The sequence below is a fragment of the Spirochaetota bacterium genome (assembly GCA_040756435.1).
Taxonomy (GTDB): domain Bacteria; phylum Spirochaetota; class UBA4802; order UBA4802; family UB4802; genus UBA4802.
The window spans coordinates 95109-111499 of record JBFLZD010000004.1 but is presented as its reverse complement, the minus strand read 5'-3'; the positions used below and the strand labels follow the sequence as shown (position 1 = coordinate 111499).

Below are 16391 nucleotides of genomic sequence, written 5' to 3'. Positions count from 1 at the left end.
ACACCTGATATATATTACCTGGATTATGGTGATTACTCATATGAAGAATGTATTATCTGTTATTTCATTAATAATAACTGTTTTCGTAATCATACAGTGTTCGTGCAGTTCCGGGCAAACTACATATGCCCAACCTATACGTTTTGTAGTTATGGGCAACACATCGCCAGATTCGCCCTATGAAGAGTTTAATCCTCAGCTGGAAAACACACTGCTATCCATCAATAAAGAAAATCCTGTGTTTACCATGCATTGTGGCAACATCATTCATGGTGGTTCATCTATTATGGGTATTAATGTAATTGATATTGAAAAACAATTCCAGCAATTTTACAAGTTTGCAAAGAAACTTAACAGCATCCTATTTACCGCATGCGGTCCACTTGATACATATAATGATTCAACAGCTATCTATACAAAATTTACTCAGAAGGATGCATGGTATTCTTTTAATTATGGCACCAATCACTTCATTGTATTATACAGCACCAGCAAAACATCGCTTGTCATTTCAGACAGGCAACTGTCCTGGCTGAAAGAAGACTTAAAAAAGCATTCCCATGCACACATATTTTTCTTTTCATACTTTTTGCCGGATATTCACCACATCAAGCAGCAATTTGTAAGTAATTCCCACCAAAAACTACATGAGCTGCTGTCACACTATACTGTTAAAGCTTTCTTTGGCTTCACAGGTCTTACTCAACCAGTAACTATCGGCACTATTCAATATATTCCTGTTCCCTGTGACAATACGTATACCAATAAATATAAAAAAGCAATACGATATTATGTCGTTGACTTTGACGGGCAATACATTACCGTTGTACCACGATATTTTTAAAACAGTTTAGGTTATACCATGCAACGTGAAATAAAATTTGATTCCATACATGAATTTATCAATGCACTCCATGCCAGCAATATAACCAGAATTGCGTTTACACAGATTAATGAAAAACGTGCGGTTGAAGTTAAACCTGGTACATTACAGGTTGTTGATGTTGTTATTGCTGAAATACTTGCTTATAAAGATGCAACCATATATAAATGCAAAATTGAAAATGCTGATTTGAACAATCTGTATATAATGCTTGAAGATGAAGGTTTTGAATTAACAAAACGAAGCAGGAATATCACATAATTATGGAAGCGATAGTTACCATTGAAAACCTCACCATTTCATTTACTAACCTGTATGGCAAAAGCTATGCAGTACGAAATCTATCACTGTCCATACCTAAAGGCAAGACATTAGGCCTTGTTGGCGAATCAGGTTGCGGTAAATCGGTAACGGCCTACTCAATCCTTAATTTAGTACCAAAGCCGGGCACAATTGAATCAGGAACTATCACCTACAATTCTATTGATCTTTTGCACTGCCCCGATGATACATTGAGATCAATCCGCGGGAAAAATATTGCCATGATATTTCAGGAACCTATGACATCACTGAATCCTGTGTTCACCATTGGCTATCAGGTGCAGGAAGCAGTTGAACTCCATTTAGGATATACTGCAACTCAGGCTAAAGAATATACCATAGAACTTTTGTCAAAAGCCGGGATACCAAATCCTTCACAACGCTACTATTCTTACCCCCACGAATTATCCGGGGGCTTACGTCAACGTGTAATGATTGCAATGGCGCTTGCCGCTCATCCTGACCTTTTAATTGCCGATGAGCCAACCACCGCGCTTGATGTTACCATACAATCGCAGATACTGGATTTACTGCTTACACTGCAGGCTACCGAACACATGTCCATGCTTCTCATTACCCATGACCTGGGTATAGTAGCAAATACTGCAGACTATATTGCCATCATGTATGCCGGTGAGATTGTGGAATATGCACCCACAAAAGAGATTTTTGACAAACCGTTACATCCATACACCCATGGGCTTATGAACTGTATTCCATCATTGCATAAAACAGCAAAACGATTATATACCATCCCTGGTAATGTACCCATTATTACACAACCACCACAGGGATGTGTATTTCATCCACGATGTTATTTAGGTGATGAAGAATGTATGCTACAACCTATACGGTTAGAAGAAAAAAAGAAAGGCCATTGTGTACGCTGCATTAAAGTTAAAGGGCAGGCGTAAAACCTGCCCTCATTACAATACAATAACCGTAAAATTTTTTAGTATGCTAAATTTATATGGTAGGTTTTCTTGATGCCGTTTAATATTGTCTGGAATCTACCTGGATCTTTTTCACGGGCATTCTTTAAAAGATCAACCACTTCGGCACGTGTCAATACAACATCATAATGTTCGCAATGAGCCAATGACTCCTTGCCACATATATTTCTGTTAATGCATGATGAACATATAGAATTTCCCATTGTGTCCTCCTTATCTATAAACATATCGTTTATATTCAAATAGTATGTGCTTTATATATAAGCAATTGCCGTGCCAATTCACCAAAACCTGTATGTATTTTTTATTGTATGCGGATTTTTGATGGTTTTACGGCAAAATTTTATAATTTTTTAGTCATACTTTTACGGTAAGCCAGAATTATGCCAAAACTTTTGTTTAATTTTTGGGCGATAGTTACTGTTTATTGAACATTTTTGTCAATATTGTCTATATTTTTACAGTGATTGCTGCCTTTTTTTGTTGAATATTAATATCACTGTATCATTTTTACCACATCATCCGAGTACACTGATAAGCCCAATGCCTGCAAGAATCACCAGTGCAGCAATACTGTGTTGCAGTACATTCCTTTCCCCAAAGAAAATGGAACCAAAGATGATGCCAAATAGCATGCTGGAGCGCTTTACTGAAATCATATAGCTTACCGGAGCTATCTCTAAAGCTACCATATGAAATGTTATCATTATCCCCTGTGTTATACCTATGAGCATAATATCTTTTGTAAATATGTTCCTGACATTATCCACCACCATGGACCAAATAAGTAAAATACCCGTAAGAATTGTAAAATACACCGCACCAAAAAATGAAGGGCTTGAATACATTACGCCCATCTTGCCAAAGTTTGCTGTTATGCTGTACAAAAACGCCACTGCAAGCATAAATAGCGAGCCTTTATCAGAAATAACTGCTTTAACCGGTTCAAGCAAATTTTGCCCCTGCTTAAAGTACAGGCTATACGTTCCCACCACAACACATACTATCCCTGACAAACCCCATAGGGTAACCTTCTCACCAAGCATACTATACGAGGTAAGGATGAGTAAAAGCGGCGTGAACGCTAAAAACGGCAGAGTTCTATACATTGGTGAAATCTGCAACGCACGCATATATAATACCAGTGCAACCACCTCAAGCGGTGGTGAAAATATAAACACATAGGCAATGCGCCAGTTAACATCAGGGATGCCCTTCATAAGAGCTATCGCCCACAAAACTGGTAATGAAAAAAATATGCGCCCGGCAGCCACAGTTACTGGATGAATTTTTGGAGCACTTTTAACCAGCACATCACCAATGGCTAAAAAGAGCGCACAGAGCAGAGCATAAATGACCCAGATAAAACACCTCCGTAAATAAATAGGTCCTTAAAATAAGTTCAGAACTTGACACAGTATAACGACCGCCAGTTCACACAGCAAATAAAAAATTGCATGTATCACCAAATATTCCACTAAATGTCATAATACCGCTGTAAATTTTTATATGACAGCGCTTCTAAGATATGGCGCTTTTCTATTGATTCTGAGTTGTCCAGGTCAGCAATGGTGCGGCTAACTTTTAATATACGGAAAAAACTTCGTGCTGAAAGATTCATGCGCTTTATTGCAAGCTCTAATATTGACTCACATTCAGCGTTAATTACACAAAACTCTTTTACCTCATCACTGGTCATGCGCCCATTGCAGGTGGTTGTTCTGCCTTTAAACCGCAGGGCCTGTATCTCACGCGCTTTTATAACACGATTTCGCACCACTTGTGAACTTTCGGCATTGCCTTTGCCCAACAAATCTTTATAGGGCACTCGTCCCACCAACACTTCAATATCTATTCGGTCCAGTATTGGACCTGCAATTTTACTAAAGTAGTTGCGTATTTTGCTGGGTGAACACTTGCAGGGAATTTCAGGATCAAACAAATAGCCACACTGGCAAGGATTGCTTGAAGCAACCAGCATAAAATCAGCAGGGAATGTCATGGTACCAAGCGCTCGTGATATGGTAATATGGCAATCCTCAAGCGGTTGGCGCAACGCCTGTATTACATCATTGCGAAATTCCACAAATTCATCCAAAAACAGCACCCCATTATGTGCCAGCGACACCTCACCCACAGTGGGAATTTTGCCGCCGCCAACAAGCGCTGCATCTGAGCTGGTATGGTGGGGAGCTCTGAATGGTGGGGTGTACAAAAGTCCCTGCCCGTGTCCAAGCGTCCCACCAACCGAATGAATCATGGTGGTCATGATTGCCTGTTCTTTGGTAAGCGGCGGCAAAATTCCGGGTACGCATTTTGCAAGCATGGTCTTCCCTGAGCCAGGAGGCCCATACATCAGGATATTGTGCCTGCCTGCAGCTGCTATCTCCAGTGCGCGTTTGGCTGATTCCTGACCCATAACGCTTGCCATATCAAGGTATCCGTTTCCGGAACTATCGCCACTATCATGATGCGTATAGGCCTGCATTCTACCGCAGCAGGCTTCCACCGCCTGTACTATATCTTTAACAGGATATACTTTTATTCTTTCAATAGCTGTTGCTTCATTGCGGTTTTCATACGGTACAATGAACTCATGGATGCCAGCCCTATACAATGCTATTGCCATTGATGTTATTCCTTTGATGGGACGCACCCTTCCATCCAGTGACAGCTCGCCAACCATGGGTATGTCAACACGGGCACTGTCCACCTGCCCTGTTGCTATGAGTATTGAAACTGCAATGGGTAAATCTAAGTTAGCACCTTCCTTGCGATAGCCAGCAGGGGCTAAGTTAACAATAAAATTTTTTGGTGGGAATTCAAAACCACTATTTTCAATTGCCGAGCGGATGCGGTCTTTCGACTCGCGGATGATGGAATCAGGCAAGCCAACAATGGTAAAGTTTGGAAGCCCCTTAACAATGTCCACCTCCACATCAATCAAATGCGCTTCAATGCCATGAATTACAAGTGATAAAGCTTGTGAAAGCATGAGTATTCCTCCTTGCATGTTTTCTATATACAACGCATAAAGAGGAAAAAATTTAAAATTTTTTTGATTTTTTTTAGCAGGTTATTTTATTTTTTTAAAAAATCACAAAATACATTAATCTCTTCAACAAATTTATCAGTAATCACAATACCTTCATTTGCAAGCTCAATTATTCGTGCAGGAGTTATACAGTAAAGATATACATTCCGGAATTTATGGCGATATGCTCGTAATTCATCTAATTTTGTGTACATTTCTAAAGTTATAATGGGTGGGCGTACAGAATCTATTGCGGTTATTGCTCTTCGCAAAAGCAAGCTATGGTAATCCTTACCCAGTGGTATATCTCCATCAACCGCACGAACTATCCTTTCAAGGATATTTTCACAACCAGTATAAATAGAATGCAGTGAACCAGCAATAGCCTTAATATGAGAATCTATATTTTCAAAGTCTTTTTCAGTATCCAGCCGTTTCAATTTCCTTTGTATACTGTTCTTTTCTTTCTGTAAATATGCCAGATCAGACTGTATATCAGCTATGAGAACTTCCATTGTTTACCTTCTTTTTTGATTTTCTCCAAAATATCCTGGCGTATGGCATCATCATCAAAAAGTACATCAAAAGAAACCTGACCAAAAATTTCTTCTAACCGGGTAAATAAACCTTTCCTCTTTTCAGCAGGTAACCCTTCTACATATATATCAACATCCGACATTTCATCAAAACGTTCAGGCGTTAGCAATGAACCAAAAATATATATAGATTTTGCACCAAGGTTGGTAAGCAATATCACTGCTTCATTTGTTTTACTCAAAGCTTCTTCATAATGTCGTTTTTTTAATTCCCTCCGTCTTTTTGATAGCATTGACTCAGACATTTCTTATTACCCTTATGTAATATTGTTACCATCTTAAACTCCTACTTTCTCATCCTTCTTACAACAACAACCACTACCACAGCTACTATCGCCACAACGATAATAAAGATTAAAAATCCAATCCAGGTAACCTTTGTACCACGCTTGAGCAAGCTATATGGATTTAAGCTTTCCTCAATCACTATTCTTCCCAGTTTGTCTTTATACAGTGCAGGTACACCAGGAGTGCCATCGCCATCTTCATCTTTAAAGCTACGGATATATTCAATAACACCCTGCCATTCTTTCAATTCCTGTATACCCGGTTTTCGTTTGTCAGCATCAACACGTGCCTGGGTAAGCTTTTCTATTGGTTTCCCATCACGCCATTTTGGTACAATGTCCAGAATGTGCCAGGTGAAGTTGCCAATGATTTTTAAAAACGTAGCATTGTAAATATCAGCAGCAATGCGATATAACTTTTTATTATTATCCGAATAATCAAGGAGCACATAACCGTTTTGCTCATCGCCAATCCAGATTTCCGTTACTCGGTCAAAAAGCATACGGTTGGGATTATAGGTAAATTTAACCCCCGATACTTGGATAAAATAATCGCTTCCCTTGAGGGGATATATGCTTGTCAAAATCTCAAGTGCCTTTTTAATTTCCGAAGCATACACGTAGCAGGTTATCAGAGGATATCCCATTGACTTTTTTTCATCCATGCCAATGCCAAGTGGAATTGTAGCAAATGCATCAGACAGCACCACCTTGCCTGTTTTACCCACTACAATGTTATCCCTAATGACACCGTTTGATATAACACCTATTGCTACCTTGCTGTCGGGATCGTTTGGATCTGAATCAACGCTGTTAACATACCAGCGTATTGAATCAGCAATAAGATTGCCTAAGTTAGATTCTTCCTCTTTGATGACTAAATCAAATTTTGTTTTGGCAAGCACACTATCGCATTTAAGTTTTAGCGGCGATAGTACCTGTTGATTGATCCTTTGCATAAACTGATTGATGAGAACAGTTATTGCTGGATCCCCTTTTATGGAATCGTTGATGTCTATATATGTATAGTCTTTTAATACAACACCATCTTTTGAAAAACTTAAGTCAAGAACAGCCACCTGTTTGCCATACTCATACGATTGTGTAATGATTGTTTTGCCTATAATAATTGGCTGTTTTACTTTCACATGAGTGTGCCCACTGATAATAACATCTATTCCTTTGACTTCTTTAGCCAGCTGTACATCCTCAGAACGTTTTAAGTCAATTTCATCTTTATCTTTATACTTTCGTATACCACTGTGGGAAATGCATATCACTACATCTACTTTTTCTTTGTTTCGCAATATATCTACCATCTGTTTTGCTGTTTGTACCTGATCGGCAAAGGTTACAGGATCAGCAAACGGTGCAACTTCAGCAGCATCTTTTCCAATGAGCCCAAAAAAGCCAATCTTTAACTTTCCTTTGATAATCACTGTGTATGGTTTGACCAGTTCATCTTCAAAGACTTTTTCTAAGCTATCATCATCCTTGCTATCGGCACTGAATACAATATTACTTGCAACAATTGCAGGCAATGCATTGTACTTTTGTGCTGCTCGTATAATGCGTGCCAGGCCATCGGGATACAGGTCAAATTCATGATTACCCAATGTAATGACATCATAGCCCATTTTTTTCATAAGGCGCAGTTCAAAGGCTTCCTCACGGCACAAAAGATGAAATACTGATCCCATCAAAAAATCGCCAGAATCAAGCAACAATACAGGATTTCTCCTGCTTTTCTTAATATCATTGATGACAGTAGCAATACGTGCAAAGCCACCAACGGTAGTGTCATCGTTTATGGTATCTGGTGTATAATCAATGTTTGGCGAAAATCCTAAAAAATGTGAATGCAGGTCAGTTGTCTGTATTATGGTAAAATCCTGTGCAAACAATGGCATTGCACATAGTACGATAATGCAGCAGAGTACTGTATATTTCTTCATTGCACCAAACCCCCTATAGTATTATTTCTGATTTTGGCTATTGTAGATTTTAGAATATATATTTATCAAGTACAAAATAAGTCTTTTATATAAAAATATAGTGCAATTTCAATTTTGAAGTGCACCATTGAGTTCTTCCTGTAAAACCTTATGCAATGATTCCCATCTTTATATATTTTCATAGAAGTATTATTTTTGTTCTTATTTGCCCGCTTTTGCCTTTTTTACACCTAAAAAACGTCCACTACATCTTTACACTATATACTTTTTTTGTCCTAACGACAACAAAAGAGTTACTACTCAGGTTTTCCATATTTTGTATAAAGCTCTGGCAACAGATGCGCCAGATTATGATATTCCTGTGCGCAATGGTAAGCCATATTCTTTGCAATTTTTTGGCTTATGATACATTTCTTAACAATTGATGTATTTGCAATTCTATTTATAATTGATTTTGGTGATAGTGTATTAAACCGTATGTGATACCCTAACCAGAATCTACTCCTTAGTTCAATGCCACTATTAATTTTGCGGGCACAATGCACGATATATGTATGCTGCACGTTCAATCCCGGATACCCAACCACACCACATATTACCGTTTCAATGCTCGATGCTGAAAAACGACTAACATCAAACCCAAATTCTTCAGGTGGAACAAACGTAATAGATAGTTTCTCAACCCCTTTCCCAATGTTCTCAACAGGATAATGTGTTATATGGAAATTTCGCTCATGAAGCGGCAAACTTTTGTCATTTAATCTTTTACTATTATTCACGCTGTTACTGATATGTGCACCAGGATACCAGATTTTATATCGCAACGGCTCTTGTGGGTGCCATACAAACCACCAGTCAAGCATTGTACCTGTTACCCCTGGCATGATAGTAAGCATGGAAGCAAACCCACTGCCATCGGGCATGATACAATATCCAATTTCATCATTTAAATAGCCAGGTTCTAATAACCTATTGATATCTTCAAAACGAAGCGCATGGTTACTATCTAATGGACCTTTTTCTAATTTCTGGATTATTTCAGGTGGTATTGGCGATAGTGGCCTGTAATAATAGCTGGCATACGGTTGTAAAGCTTCCTGTTCAGAAAGTTTTGGTAAAGACATATTTAAAAAATTCTCTTAAAAAATTGTTTTAACTTTTGTTCAATGGTTTTTATAACAACTGTAACAAAAAGCAAGTATAAAATATTCTACTTGACTGATTTTTTTAAACAAAGAGTGAAAATAAAAAACATTTTAGCGATAATTATTGTACTATACATCATCATTGCGCTATTGTGTAATAATGCCTATGCAATTCCCCATATCAGTACACAATCCTATTCTGCTTGCACCAATGGCAGGCTATACCGATTCACCATTCAGGCGCATTGCGCGATCTTTTGGTGCTGGTATGGTATTCACCGAGCTTATCAGCGCCGACGGTATCGTGCGTCAAAATAAAAAGACGCTTGATCTTCTTACATTTACTCCACACGAAAGGCCAATAGGGATTCAAATTTTTGGCAATGACCCAGCTATTATGCAGGAAGCCGCTTGCCGGTTACTATCGCTCAGACCTGATTGTATTGACATTAACTGTGGTTGCTGCGCTCCTAAAGTTTGTAACAACGGCAAAGGTGCTGGTTTGTTGAAAAACGTCGATTTGCTGTACAAAATAGCGTGTGCAGTAGTGTCCAGCGTACCTATGCCAGTTTCAGCAAAGATACGGCTTGGCTTTACGCAGGGCACAAAAAATTACAGTGAAGTTGTCCAGGCCCTTGAGGAAGCTGGAGTTCGTTTCATTACAGTGCACGGAAGAACGCGTGATCAGTACTACAGTGGTAAAGCGGACTGGGAAGCAATTGCAGAAATTGCTCATAGCGCAAATGTTCCCATTGTGGGAAATGGCGATATTGCAAGCTATGACGATGCTATAACTAAATTACAGTCCAGTGGATGTAGCGCAGTGATGATTGGACGCGCTGCATTAGGTAATCCGTGGATTTTTTGCGGCAAAAGTGCATCGTGGGAACAGAAGCGGGAAATAATTGCATTACACTACAAACTCATGATGGAACACTATGGGTCGTATGGTGTTATACTTATGCGCAAGCACATTGTACATTACTTGAAAGGATTTCATGGTGCAAGCAAACTGAGGCAAGAAATATTGGCATGTGATAAAATAGAGGAAATTCTCACAACACTTGATGTATATTTTGAATAAAATATTTATAAATTAGAACATAATAAATATGTTGTTTTCAAGGTGGAATAAAATTGAACAATTACTTTCTATCTAAATAAAAAACATTATAACCGTTCCTGTAATATGAGCATTATCTCCTGTTCATCAAGTAGTGCTGGATTATTTTTATTCCCACCATCCTTAATTATTGAAGCAAAATCATCTTCTCGCACACCGTATTCTGACAGGCGGGGCATATGCACCCTATCAACCCACTCTTCTAACGTGGCAATAAGCGTATTGCACGCTTCAAAATCACTGGGGCTTTTGTAGCCGGTTAAAAGCTCACTTACAGCAGCATATTTTTTTATATAGTAACTATCGCCCAGGGCTAGTAATTTTTTGATTGTAGCTTTTGTGCACACTGCAAGCAGTGTTCCGCAAGCAACACCATGAGGGATGGAAAGCAATGCCCCAAGTGGTGAAGCCAACCCATGCACCACACCAAGCCCTGCATGCGCAAGCGTTATACCCGATATATATGCACCATAAGCCATATTAGCACGGTGGAACACCGTATCTTCATTGTGCACGCACAACGGTAATAAACTTTGCCCAATTTTTGCAATACCGCTTGCAGCCAGCGCATCGGTAAAGGGATTTGCCTGTGTTGACACATACGACTCGATCAATTGCGTAAGCGCATCAAGTCCGCTTGCTGCAGTGACGTTACCAGGACACCCAACCATAAGCTCTGGATCAATGATAGCAACAGTGGGCACAAAATTGTCATGCCTCAATGAGCGCTTAAATCCGTTTTTGCCAGTTTTACTGAGCACAGCATTTTTGGTTGCTTCACTTCCTGTACCTGCAGTGGTGGGCACAGCAATGAAAGGAACCTTTACGCCACTATGCTGTTTTGTGCCAATGACTTCTAAATAATCAGTTACGCCATTGCCAACGGGAATCATTGCTGAAATTGCCTTCCCCGCATCAATGACACTTCCCCCACCTATTGACACCACCACATCAATGCCCTTTCCTGCAAATCTCTTCACCACATCATCAACAAGCTCTGGTGATGGCTCGCCGCTAACAGCCACTCGTTCTATATGTATTCCTTCATTGCCTAACATCATTACAATATCATTGAGTTTACCTGATTTTTCTAACGACTGACTGCCAGTAACAAGCAATATATGCCTACCAAACTGCCTGGCATGTTTTGGTAATGTAGCGATAACTCCTTTAGCAAAATATGTTTGTGGCAATCGTCCCACAGTAAACGAGATTATTTCCATAAGGCAACCTCGGTTGGTGCGATGATGGTATAGGTAGTACAAATAATTTTCAATAAAAAATTCATTACAAAATAATTTGGTATGCGATAGTTATCGGTAAATAATTGGAGACCACCCCTTGAAGTATTCCAACACATAGCGTAACACAAATTCCATAGCTTAAAGCTACCTATTGAACTATCGCCCATATAAAAACTTACTTTACAATTATATACAGTTTTTTACTGTTGCTATGAAATGATTTTTATGCTGAATGTTTCAGCTATACACATACTAATCCAAGAGGTGGTACCATGAATATATTAATATTTGGCCCAAACGGCAGCGGTAAAGGGACGCAGGGTGCGGTTGTACAGAAAAAATTTAATCTTCCGCACATTGAATCAGGCGTTATTTTCAGGGAAAACATTAAGAAAGGCACCGAGCTTGGTGTTAAAGCTAAAGCGTATATTGACCGTGGCGACCTGGTTCCTGATGAAATCACTATCCCAATGATACTAAACCGGTTACAGGAAGCTGACTGCAAAAAAGGCTGGCTTTTAGATGGATTCCCACGTAATGTTGAGCAGGCAAAAGCCCTTGATAAAGCATTGAAAGAAGCAGGGATGGCACTTGACTATGTTATAGAGATAGTTCTAGACAGGGATAGTGCAAAAAAACGCATTATGGGCAGAAGATTGTGCGAAAAAGACAACAACCATCCAAACAACATATACATAGAAGCTATCAAGCCAGCAGAAAAAGATGGCGGTTTTGTTTGCCGTGTATGTGGTGGCAAGCTTTCAACACGTGCTGATGACCAGGATGAAGCAGCTATAAATAAGCGTCATGATATTTACTATGATACAAAAACAGGAACGTTAGCTGCTGTTCAATACTTCAAAGATATTTCAAAGCAAAATGGTGGTAAACCTAAAATAATAGAAGTTGACGGTACTCCGGGTGTAAAAGAAGTAAGTGAAGCACTACTGGCAAAATTAGGGTAATAATACAATACAGAGAGTGTCCCAAAAGACATCTCTTTGCAATGACTTTTGCCCTCTTGTCATTGCGAGGAACGAAGTGACGAAGCAATCTTGTCTTCTGCGGCATTGAGATTGCTTCGCTACGCTCGCAATGACTTTGTACCTGCGTCATTGCGAGTCCCACTGTTTGTTTTGGGACACCCCCTGTTTTTAAAATAAGGGAACTTAAAAAAATGTTTTTCAGATGTTCCCTTGTGGGCACAATTTATAGGTTAAAACCACTTTCTATTATATAAATAATTTCTGAAGAAAGTGGTTTTTAGAGGTGCCCATAAAAAATATTAGTTGACCTGTCACGGCTAAAAATTATACATTATAAATTTGTATATAGTGCTTAATACAGGATAGGTCAATCTATGAGTAACGTAAAAATAGCATACCTCAGCATACTTATTTATACTATCTTTTGCATTATTCTTTCATCGATTGTATATTATTTTGGAGGAGTGGCACCAGGCAAGGGATTTGCAATAGGGTGCTTGCTTAGCCTTATTCTTACATTACTGTGGATAGCAGGAGCTATCAAAGGCATGAAATCCAATACGCTGGTACTGTTGTCAATTACAGCAGGTGGTTTTATTGTGCGTCTTATTCTTCTAGCTGTGTTTGCAGCAGGTGGCGTGTATATTTTAATGATGGACCTTCCAACGTTTGCTATAGCTTTCCTAATTGGAACAATTTTCAGCCTGGTTCTTGAAGTCTGGTTCTTTACCACATTAAGTGGCCCACAAAATCCCAAGTTCAGGTAAGTAAGTATGGATACCAAAACATTACAACAACTTTCTCAGGAAGAACTCATTAAACTGGTACAGCAGCTTCAATTAAAGATTGATCTGCTTCAAAAAGGAGTTCAGGAAGAGCCGGTGGATTTCAAAAGATTAGTAGAGGCTGCTGATGACATCATCTTTGTACTGGACAGTGAAGGGAATATGATTTATCGCAACAGGGCTATGGAAGATTTGTTCCCGGTAAGCAGAAAAGATGCCATTGGCATGCATTTTTCGTTATACTTACCTGCCATAGAACTTGATAGAGCTACAACAGTATTCAATCAAATATTATTTGAAGGAAAATCAATCCACAACGAAAAGATGAAGACATTTGACAAGGATGGGAATCCTGTATACCTGATGGCAAATCTTGCACCTATCAAGGATGATGAAGGCAACATCACCGGGCTTTTTGGCATTTTGCGCAATATTACCGAAATGCACTTAATGGAGAAAAAGCTTAAAGAAAGTTCTCGCAGGCTTGAAGAAAAAATTAAAGAGCAATTACGGCAGGCTGAAGAATTAAAACGCCTATCAACACTAAATGATGAAATTATAAACAATTCACCTATTGGAATCTTTACCATTGATCCTACAGGCATTATCCTTACTGAAAACCCAGCATTACGCCGTATTATTGGTTATGGACCAGATGAAACACGAGTGGGCATGAACTTAACCGAAATGCCCGGTTTCAGCGTTGACTTGAAAAAATATTTAGAAGAGATAGCTACTCAAAAGAAACCCGTATATATTAAAAATCTTACCTACCAGCCTAGCAACCAGGACCGAGAATTAACACTTAATGTTAGGGCTAATCCCATCCTGGACTTTGATAAAAAGGTAAAAAGTATCTTAATAATGATTGAAGACGCAACTGAACAAGCACAGATACAGAAACGCATGCAACGAGCTGAAAAGCTTTCTGCAATGGGATTGCTTGCTGCGGGGGTTGCTTATGAACTTAAAGTGCCCATTAACCTATTAACTATCGACCTTAACTTTATTGAAAACAATATACCCGAAACAAGTCCTGTTCACGATTATGTCAAATCAATGAAGGATGAGCTTTCCCGTATTGGTCAGATAACCGAGCAGCTGTTGAATTTAGGAAAACCTGGCGATGACGATGTTGAAACATTTGAAGTACATAAACTGATAACAAGCCATCCCATTCAGATAACACTGAATCGTCTGCAAAAAAGTGGATTTATTATCAACACGGCATACCCAAAAGAAAGCCCCAAAATCAAAGGCAGAAAAAACCAGCTTATACAGGCTTTATTGCATATCATAAGCAATGCTGAAGAAGCAATGCCCAATAAAGGAGAAATCCGTATTAATGTAGGCAGCGTATTGAAGAATGGTGAAAAATTTGCCAGCATTACCATTGAAGACACCGGCATTGGCATCCCGCCTGAAAATCTTTCAAAGATATTTCAGCCATTTTTTACCACAAAAGGTCCAAAATCTACAGGATTGGGATTAATGGTCACCTATACAATTATAAACAACCATGGCGGAGCAATTGGAGTTAAAAGCGCCCCTGGTGAGGGTACTTCATTTAAAATACTACTTCCAGCTATTGACTAAAAGGGGGACTATATGAAATCGCAAAACCCTGCACAACGAAATTACCTCAATGATGCTGAATCACTCCTTGATCAGGAAGGATATATTATCATTGCACCTGATGAAGAAAAAAAGGATTTACAGCCAGAAGAAAAGCAAACAGTAAAAACTGAGCATGTCACCACCCAGCAGATGGAAAAACTGCCTGGCAAAAAACCTGAAATACTGCCCAAAGCAATTGAGGCTGAAGCAACCGATATTCCAAGCACCATACAGTATCTGAAATGGCACATGGAACGTATTGCCAAAAATGTAATTGGCCGCGAGGAAATCATCAAACAGGCAATGTACGCCATACTGACACGTGAGCACATGCTTCTTCTATCGCGAACAGGTATGGCAAAATCGTATCTGGCAAATTATATATTTAACACATTTGACAATGTGCGAGTCTTTGCTTCACAGGCAAGCAAGGAACAAACCCCTGACAATTACTTTGGACCGTATAATATTGAAGAATTCAAAAAAGGGCGTATACGGCATAATATTCACGGTTCAATAATTGAAGCAAATTTGGTTTTCTTAGATGAATTTTTTGATGCCAGTGATGTGGTGTTGCGTTCATTGCTATCGGTATTAAACGAAAGAAAATTCATAAACGGCCCTGAGCAGATTGATGTTGCTATACACACCGCTATAGCCACTGCCAACTACATGCGCATGAATGAAGTTACCGAAGCTATTTTAGACCGATTTACCTATAAGTCAATTATCCCTGAAGACGATAATGTATACCAGCAATTGTTGATTGACCATACCTATGCATTCAGCAGGGGTAAGGCGATAGAACCTGATAAAAAAATTCCCTTTAATCAAATTATTTATTTGTCGGATATTGTCCGTAACAAGAATAAAGAAGTTAAGATTGAGATACCCGATTTCATTTATTTCATGAAAAATGTCATTACCAACAAGTTTGTAAGCGATATGCGAAAATCTGACTATAAATTCTTTATTAGTCCGCGTAAACAGGCAAAATTACAGGATTTCCTCAGAGCCAATGCACTTCTTAACAATCGTTTTGAGGTTACCATGGATGACCTTAAGGATATGTATTTAGCACTGTGTACATTGAATAGTTTTATTTCAGTTAAAGCAAAGGATAAATCGGAAAAAGACGTATTTTTAGATGCATATCAGCAGACCATGGTACACTTCAATGCAACCGGTGCAATACAGCAGATTGAATTTTTACTCAACCTTCGCCGTATTTTTCAGGAAATTATGGAAAATCCTGAAAAGAAAGAACGCTTGCTTGCTTCTTCATCAGGTATATTGCGGGGACTTAAGAATCTGTTAAAGAAACTATTCCCTTCCCGTGCAAGCGATGACGAGATTACTTTAGAAACCTTGAAGCGCAGTTTAACCGAACTGCAGCCTGCAGTTGAAGAAGTCCGTGAGCTCAAAGAAGGCATAACAAAAGATTATTTTGCTATTTTGTAGA

At 39.0% G+C, this 16391-nt stretch carries 16 protein-coding genes; 8 read left to right on the top strand and 8 right to left on the bottom strand.

The features are described from left to right. The 3 genes from AB1444_02490 to AB1444_02480 all read left to right on the top strand — a co-directional run. A partial coding sequence (locus AB1444_02490; GenBank protein ID MEW6525517.1) for a hypothetical protein occupies nt 1-844 on the top strand: 844 nt, incomplete at its 5' end. 18 nt (nt 845-862) lie between these two features. After that, nucleotides 863-1144, top strand: coding sequence for a hypothetical protein (locus AB1444_02485; protein ID MEW6525516.1), 282 nt, complete (start codon nt 863-865; stop codon nt 1142-1144). A gap of 2 nt (nt 1145-1146) precedes the next feature. Next, nucleotides 1147-2118, top strand: a complete 972-nt coding sequence (locus tag AB1444_02480) for an ABC transporter ATP-binding protein (GenBank protein MEW6525515.1) — start codon at nt 1147-1149, stop codon at nt 2116-2118. A gap of 38 nt (nt 2119-2156) precedes the next feature. On the opposite strand, the gene AB1444_02475 is transcribed toward AB1444_02480, so the two are convergent. From AB1444_02475 to AB1444_02445, 7 genes are all read right to left on the bottom strand, one after another. Continuing rightward, entirely contained in the window at nt 2157-2360 is a 204-nt protein-coding gene (locus AB1444_02475) for a hypothetical protein (protein ID MEW6525514.1), read from the bottom strand. A 315-nt stretch (nt 2361-2675) separates the two neighbouring features. Beyond that, nucleotides 2676-3512, bottom strand: a complete 837-nt coding sequence (locus AB1444_02470; protein MEW6525513.1) for an EamA family transporter — start codon at nt 3510-3512, stop codon at nt 2676-2678. A 122-nt stretch (nt 3513-3634) separates the two neighbouring features. After that, the gene (locus AB1444_02465; protein MEW6525512.1) at nt 3635-5152 is read right to left on the bottom strand and encodes a YifB family Mg chelatase-like AAA ATPase; all 1518 of its coding nucleotides are present in this window, start codon (nt 5150-5152) and stop codon (nt 3635-3637) included. 86 nt (nt 5153-5238) lie between these two features. Then, the gene (locus AB1444_02460) at nt 5239-5706 is read right to left on the bottom strand and encodes a hypothetical protein (GenBank protein ID MEW6525511.1); all 468 of its coding nucleotides are present in this window, start codon (nt 5704-5706) and stop codon (nt 5239-5241) included. Further along, complete coding sequence (locus AB1444_02455) at nt 5691-6032, bottom strand: hypothetical protein (protein MEW6525510.1); 342 nt, start codon at nt 6030-6032, stop codon at nt 5691-5693. The genes AB1444_02460 and AB1444_02455 overlap by 16 nt, the downstream gene beginning before the upstream one ends. 41 nt (nt 6033-6073) lie before the next feature. Beyond that, nucleotides 6074-8029, bottom strand: a complete 1956-nt coding sequence (locus AB1444_02450) for a bifunctional UDP-sugar hydrolase/5'-nucleotidase (protein ID MEW6525509.1) — start codon at nt 8027-8029, stop codon at nt 6074-6076. Between the two features lie 296 nt (nt 8030-8325). Next, nucleotides 8326-9153 (bottom strand): phloretin hydrolase, encoded by an 828-nt coding sequence (locus tag AB1444_02445; protein ID MEW6525508.1) that lies wholly within the window; start codon nt 9151-9153, stop codon nt 8326-8328. Nucleotides 9154-9334: 181 nt separating this feature from the next. Between AB1444_02445 and dusB the strand changes: the two genes are divergently transcribed. Beyond that, nucleotides 9335-10258 carry a tRNA dihydrouridine synthase DusB gene (gene dusB, locus AB1444_02440; GenBank protein ID MEW6525507.1) on the top strand — a complete coding sequence of 308 codons (924 nt, stop codon included), beginning with the start codon at nt 9335-9337 and terminating at the stop codon, nt 10256-10258. 86 nt (nt 10259-10344) lie between these two features. Here dusB and AB1444_02435 read toward each other — a convergent pair whose 3' ends face one another. Continuing rightward, nucleotides 10345-11520: an iron-containing alcohol dehydrogenase gene (locus AB1444_02435; protein ID MEW6525506.1), complete on the bottom strand. Its 1176-nt coding sequence runs from the start codon at nt 11518-11520 to the stop codon at nt 10345-10347. A 293-nt stretch (nt 11521-11813) separates the two neighbouring features. On the opposite strand from AB1444_02435, the gene AB1444_02430 reads away from it, so the two are divergent. The 4 genes from AB1444_02430 to AB1444_02415 all read left to right on the top strand — a co-directional run bounded on the left by AB1444_02430 (nt 11814) and on the right by AB1444_02415 (nt 16390). Next, entirely contained in the window at nt 11814-12506 is a 693-nt protein-coding gene (locus AB1444_02430; protein ID MEW6525505.1) for an adenylate kinase, read from the top strand. 395 nt (nt 12507-12901) lie between these two features. Next, nucleotides 12902-13294: a hypothetical protein gene (locus AB1444_02425; protein ID MEW6525504.1), complete on the top strand. Its 393-nt coding sequence runs from the start codon at nt 12902-12904 to the stop codon at nt 13292-13294. Between the two features lie 6 nt (nt 13295-13300). Next, nucleotides 13301-14908, top strand: a complete 1608-nt coding sequence (locus AB1444_02420; protein MEW6525503.1) for a PAS domain S-box protein — start codon at nt 13301-13303, stop codon at nt 14906-14908. A gap of 12 nt (nt 14909-14920) precedes the next feature. Next, nucleotides 14921-16390 carry an AAA family ATPase gene (locus AB1444_02415; GenBank protein MEW6525502.1) on the top strand — a complete coding sequence of 490 codons (1470 nt, stop codon included), beginning with the start codon at nt 14921-14923 and terminating at the stop codon, nt 16388-16390. Nucleotide 16391: the final 1 nt, after the last annotated feature.

Excerpts from the sequence above, each read along its gene's own strand:
- AB1444_02485 (MEW6525516.1), top strand. The coding sequence starts at position 863 with ATGCAACGTGAAATAAAATTTGATTCCATACATGAATTTATCAATGCA.
- AB1444_02480 (MEW6525515.1), top strand. The coding sequence starts at position 1,147 with ATGGAAGCGATAGTTACCATTGAAAACCTCACCATTTCATTTACTAAC.
- AB1444_02475 (MEW6525514.1), bottom strand. The coding sequence starts at position 2,360 with ATGGGAAATTCTATATGTTCATCATGCATTAACAGAAATATATGTGGC.
- AB1444_02465 (MEW6525512.1), bottom strand. The coding sequence starts at position 5,152 with ATGCTTTCACAAGCTTTATCACTTGTAATTCATGGCATTGAAGCGCAT.
- AB1444_02460 (MEW6525511.1), bottom strand. The coding sequence starts at position 5,706 with ATGGAAGTTCTCATAGCTGATATACAGTCTGATCTGGCATATTTACAG.
- AB1444_02455 (MEW6525510.1), bottom strand. The coding sequence starts at position 6,032 with ATGTCTGAGTCAATGCTATCAAAAAGACGGAGGGAATTAAAAAAACGA.
- AB1444_02450 (MEW6525509.1), bottom strand. The coding sequence starts at position 8,029 with ATGAAGAAATATACAGTACTCTGCTGCATTATCGTACTATGTGCAATG.
- AB1444_02445 (MEW6525508.1), bottom strand. The coding sequence starts at position 9,153 with ATGTCTTTACCAAAACTTTCTGAACAGGAAGCTTTACAACCGTATGCC.
- dusB (MEW6525507.1), top strand. The coding sequence starts at position 9,335 with ATGCCTATGCAATTCCCCATATCAGTACACAATCCTATTCTGCTTGCA.
- AB1444_02435 (MEW6525506.1), bottom strand. The coding sequence starts at position 11,520 with ATGGAAATAATCTCGTTTACTGTGGGACGATTGCCACAAACATATTTT.
- AB1444_02430 (MEW6525505.1), top strand. The coding sequence starts at position 11,814 with ATGAATATATTAATATTTGGCCCAAACGGCAGCGGTAAAGGGACGCAG.
- AB1444_02425 (MEW6525504.1), top strand. The coding sequence starts at position 12,902 with ATGAGTAACGTAAAAATAGCATACCTCAGCATACTTATTTATACTATC.
- AB1444_02420 (MEW6525503.1), top strand. The coding sequence starts at position 13,301 with ATGGATACCAAAACATTACAACAACTTTCTCAGGAAGAACTCATTAAA.
- AB1444_02415 (MEW6525502.1), top strand. The coding sequence starts at position 14,921 with ATGAAATCGCAAAACCCTGCACAACGAAATTACCTCAATGATGCTGAA.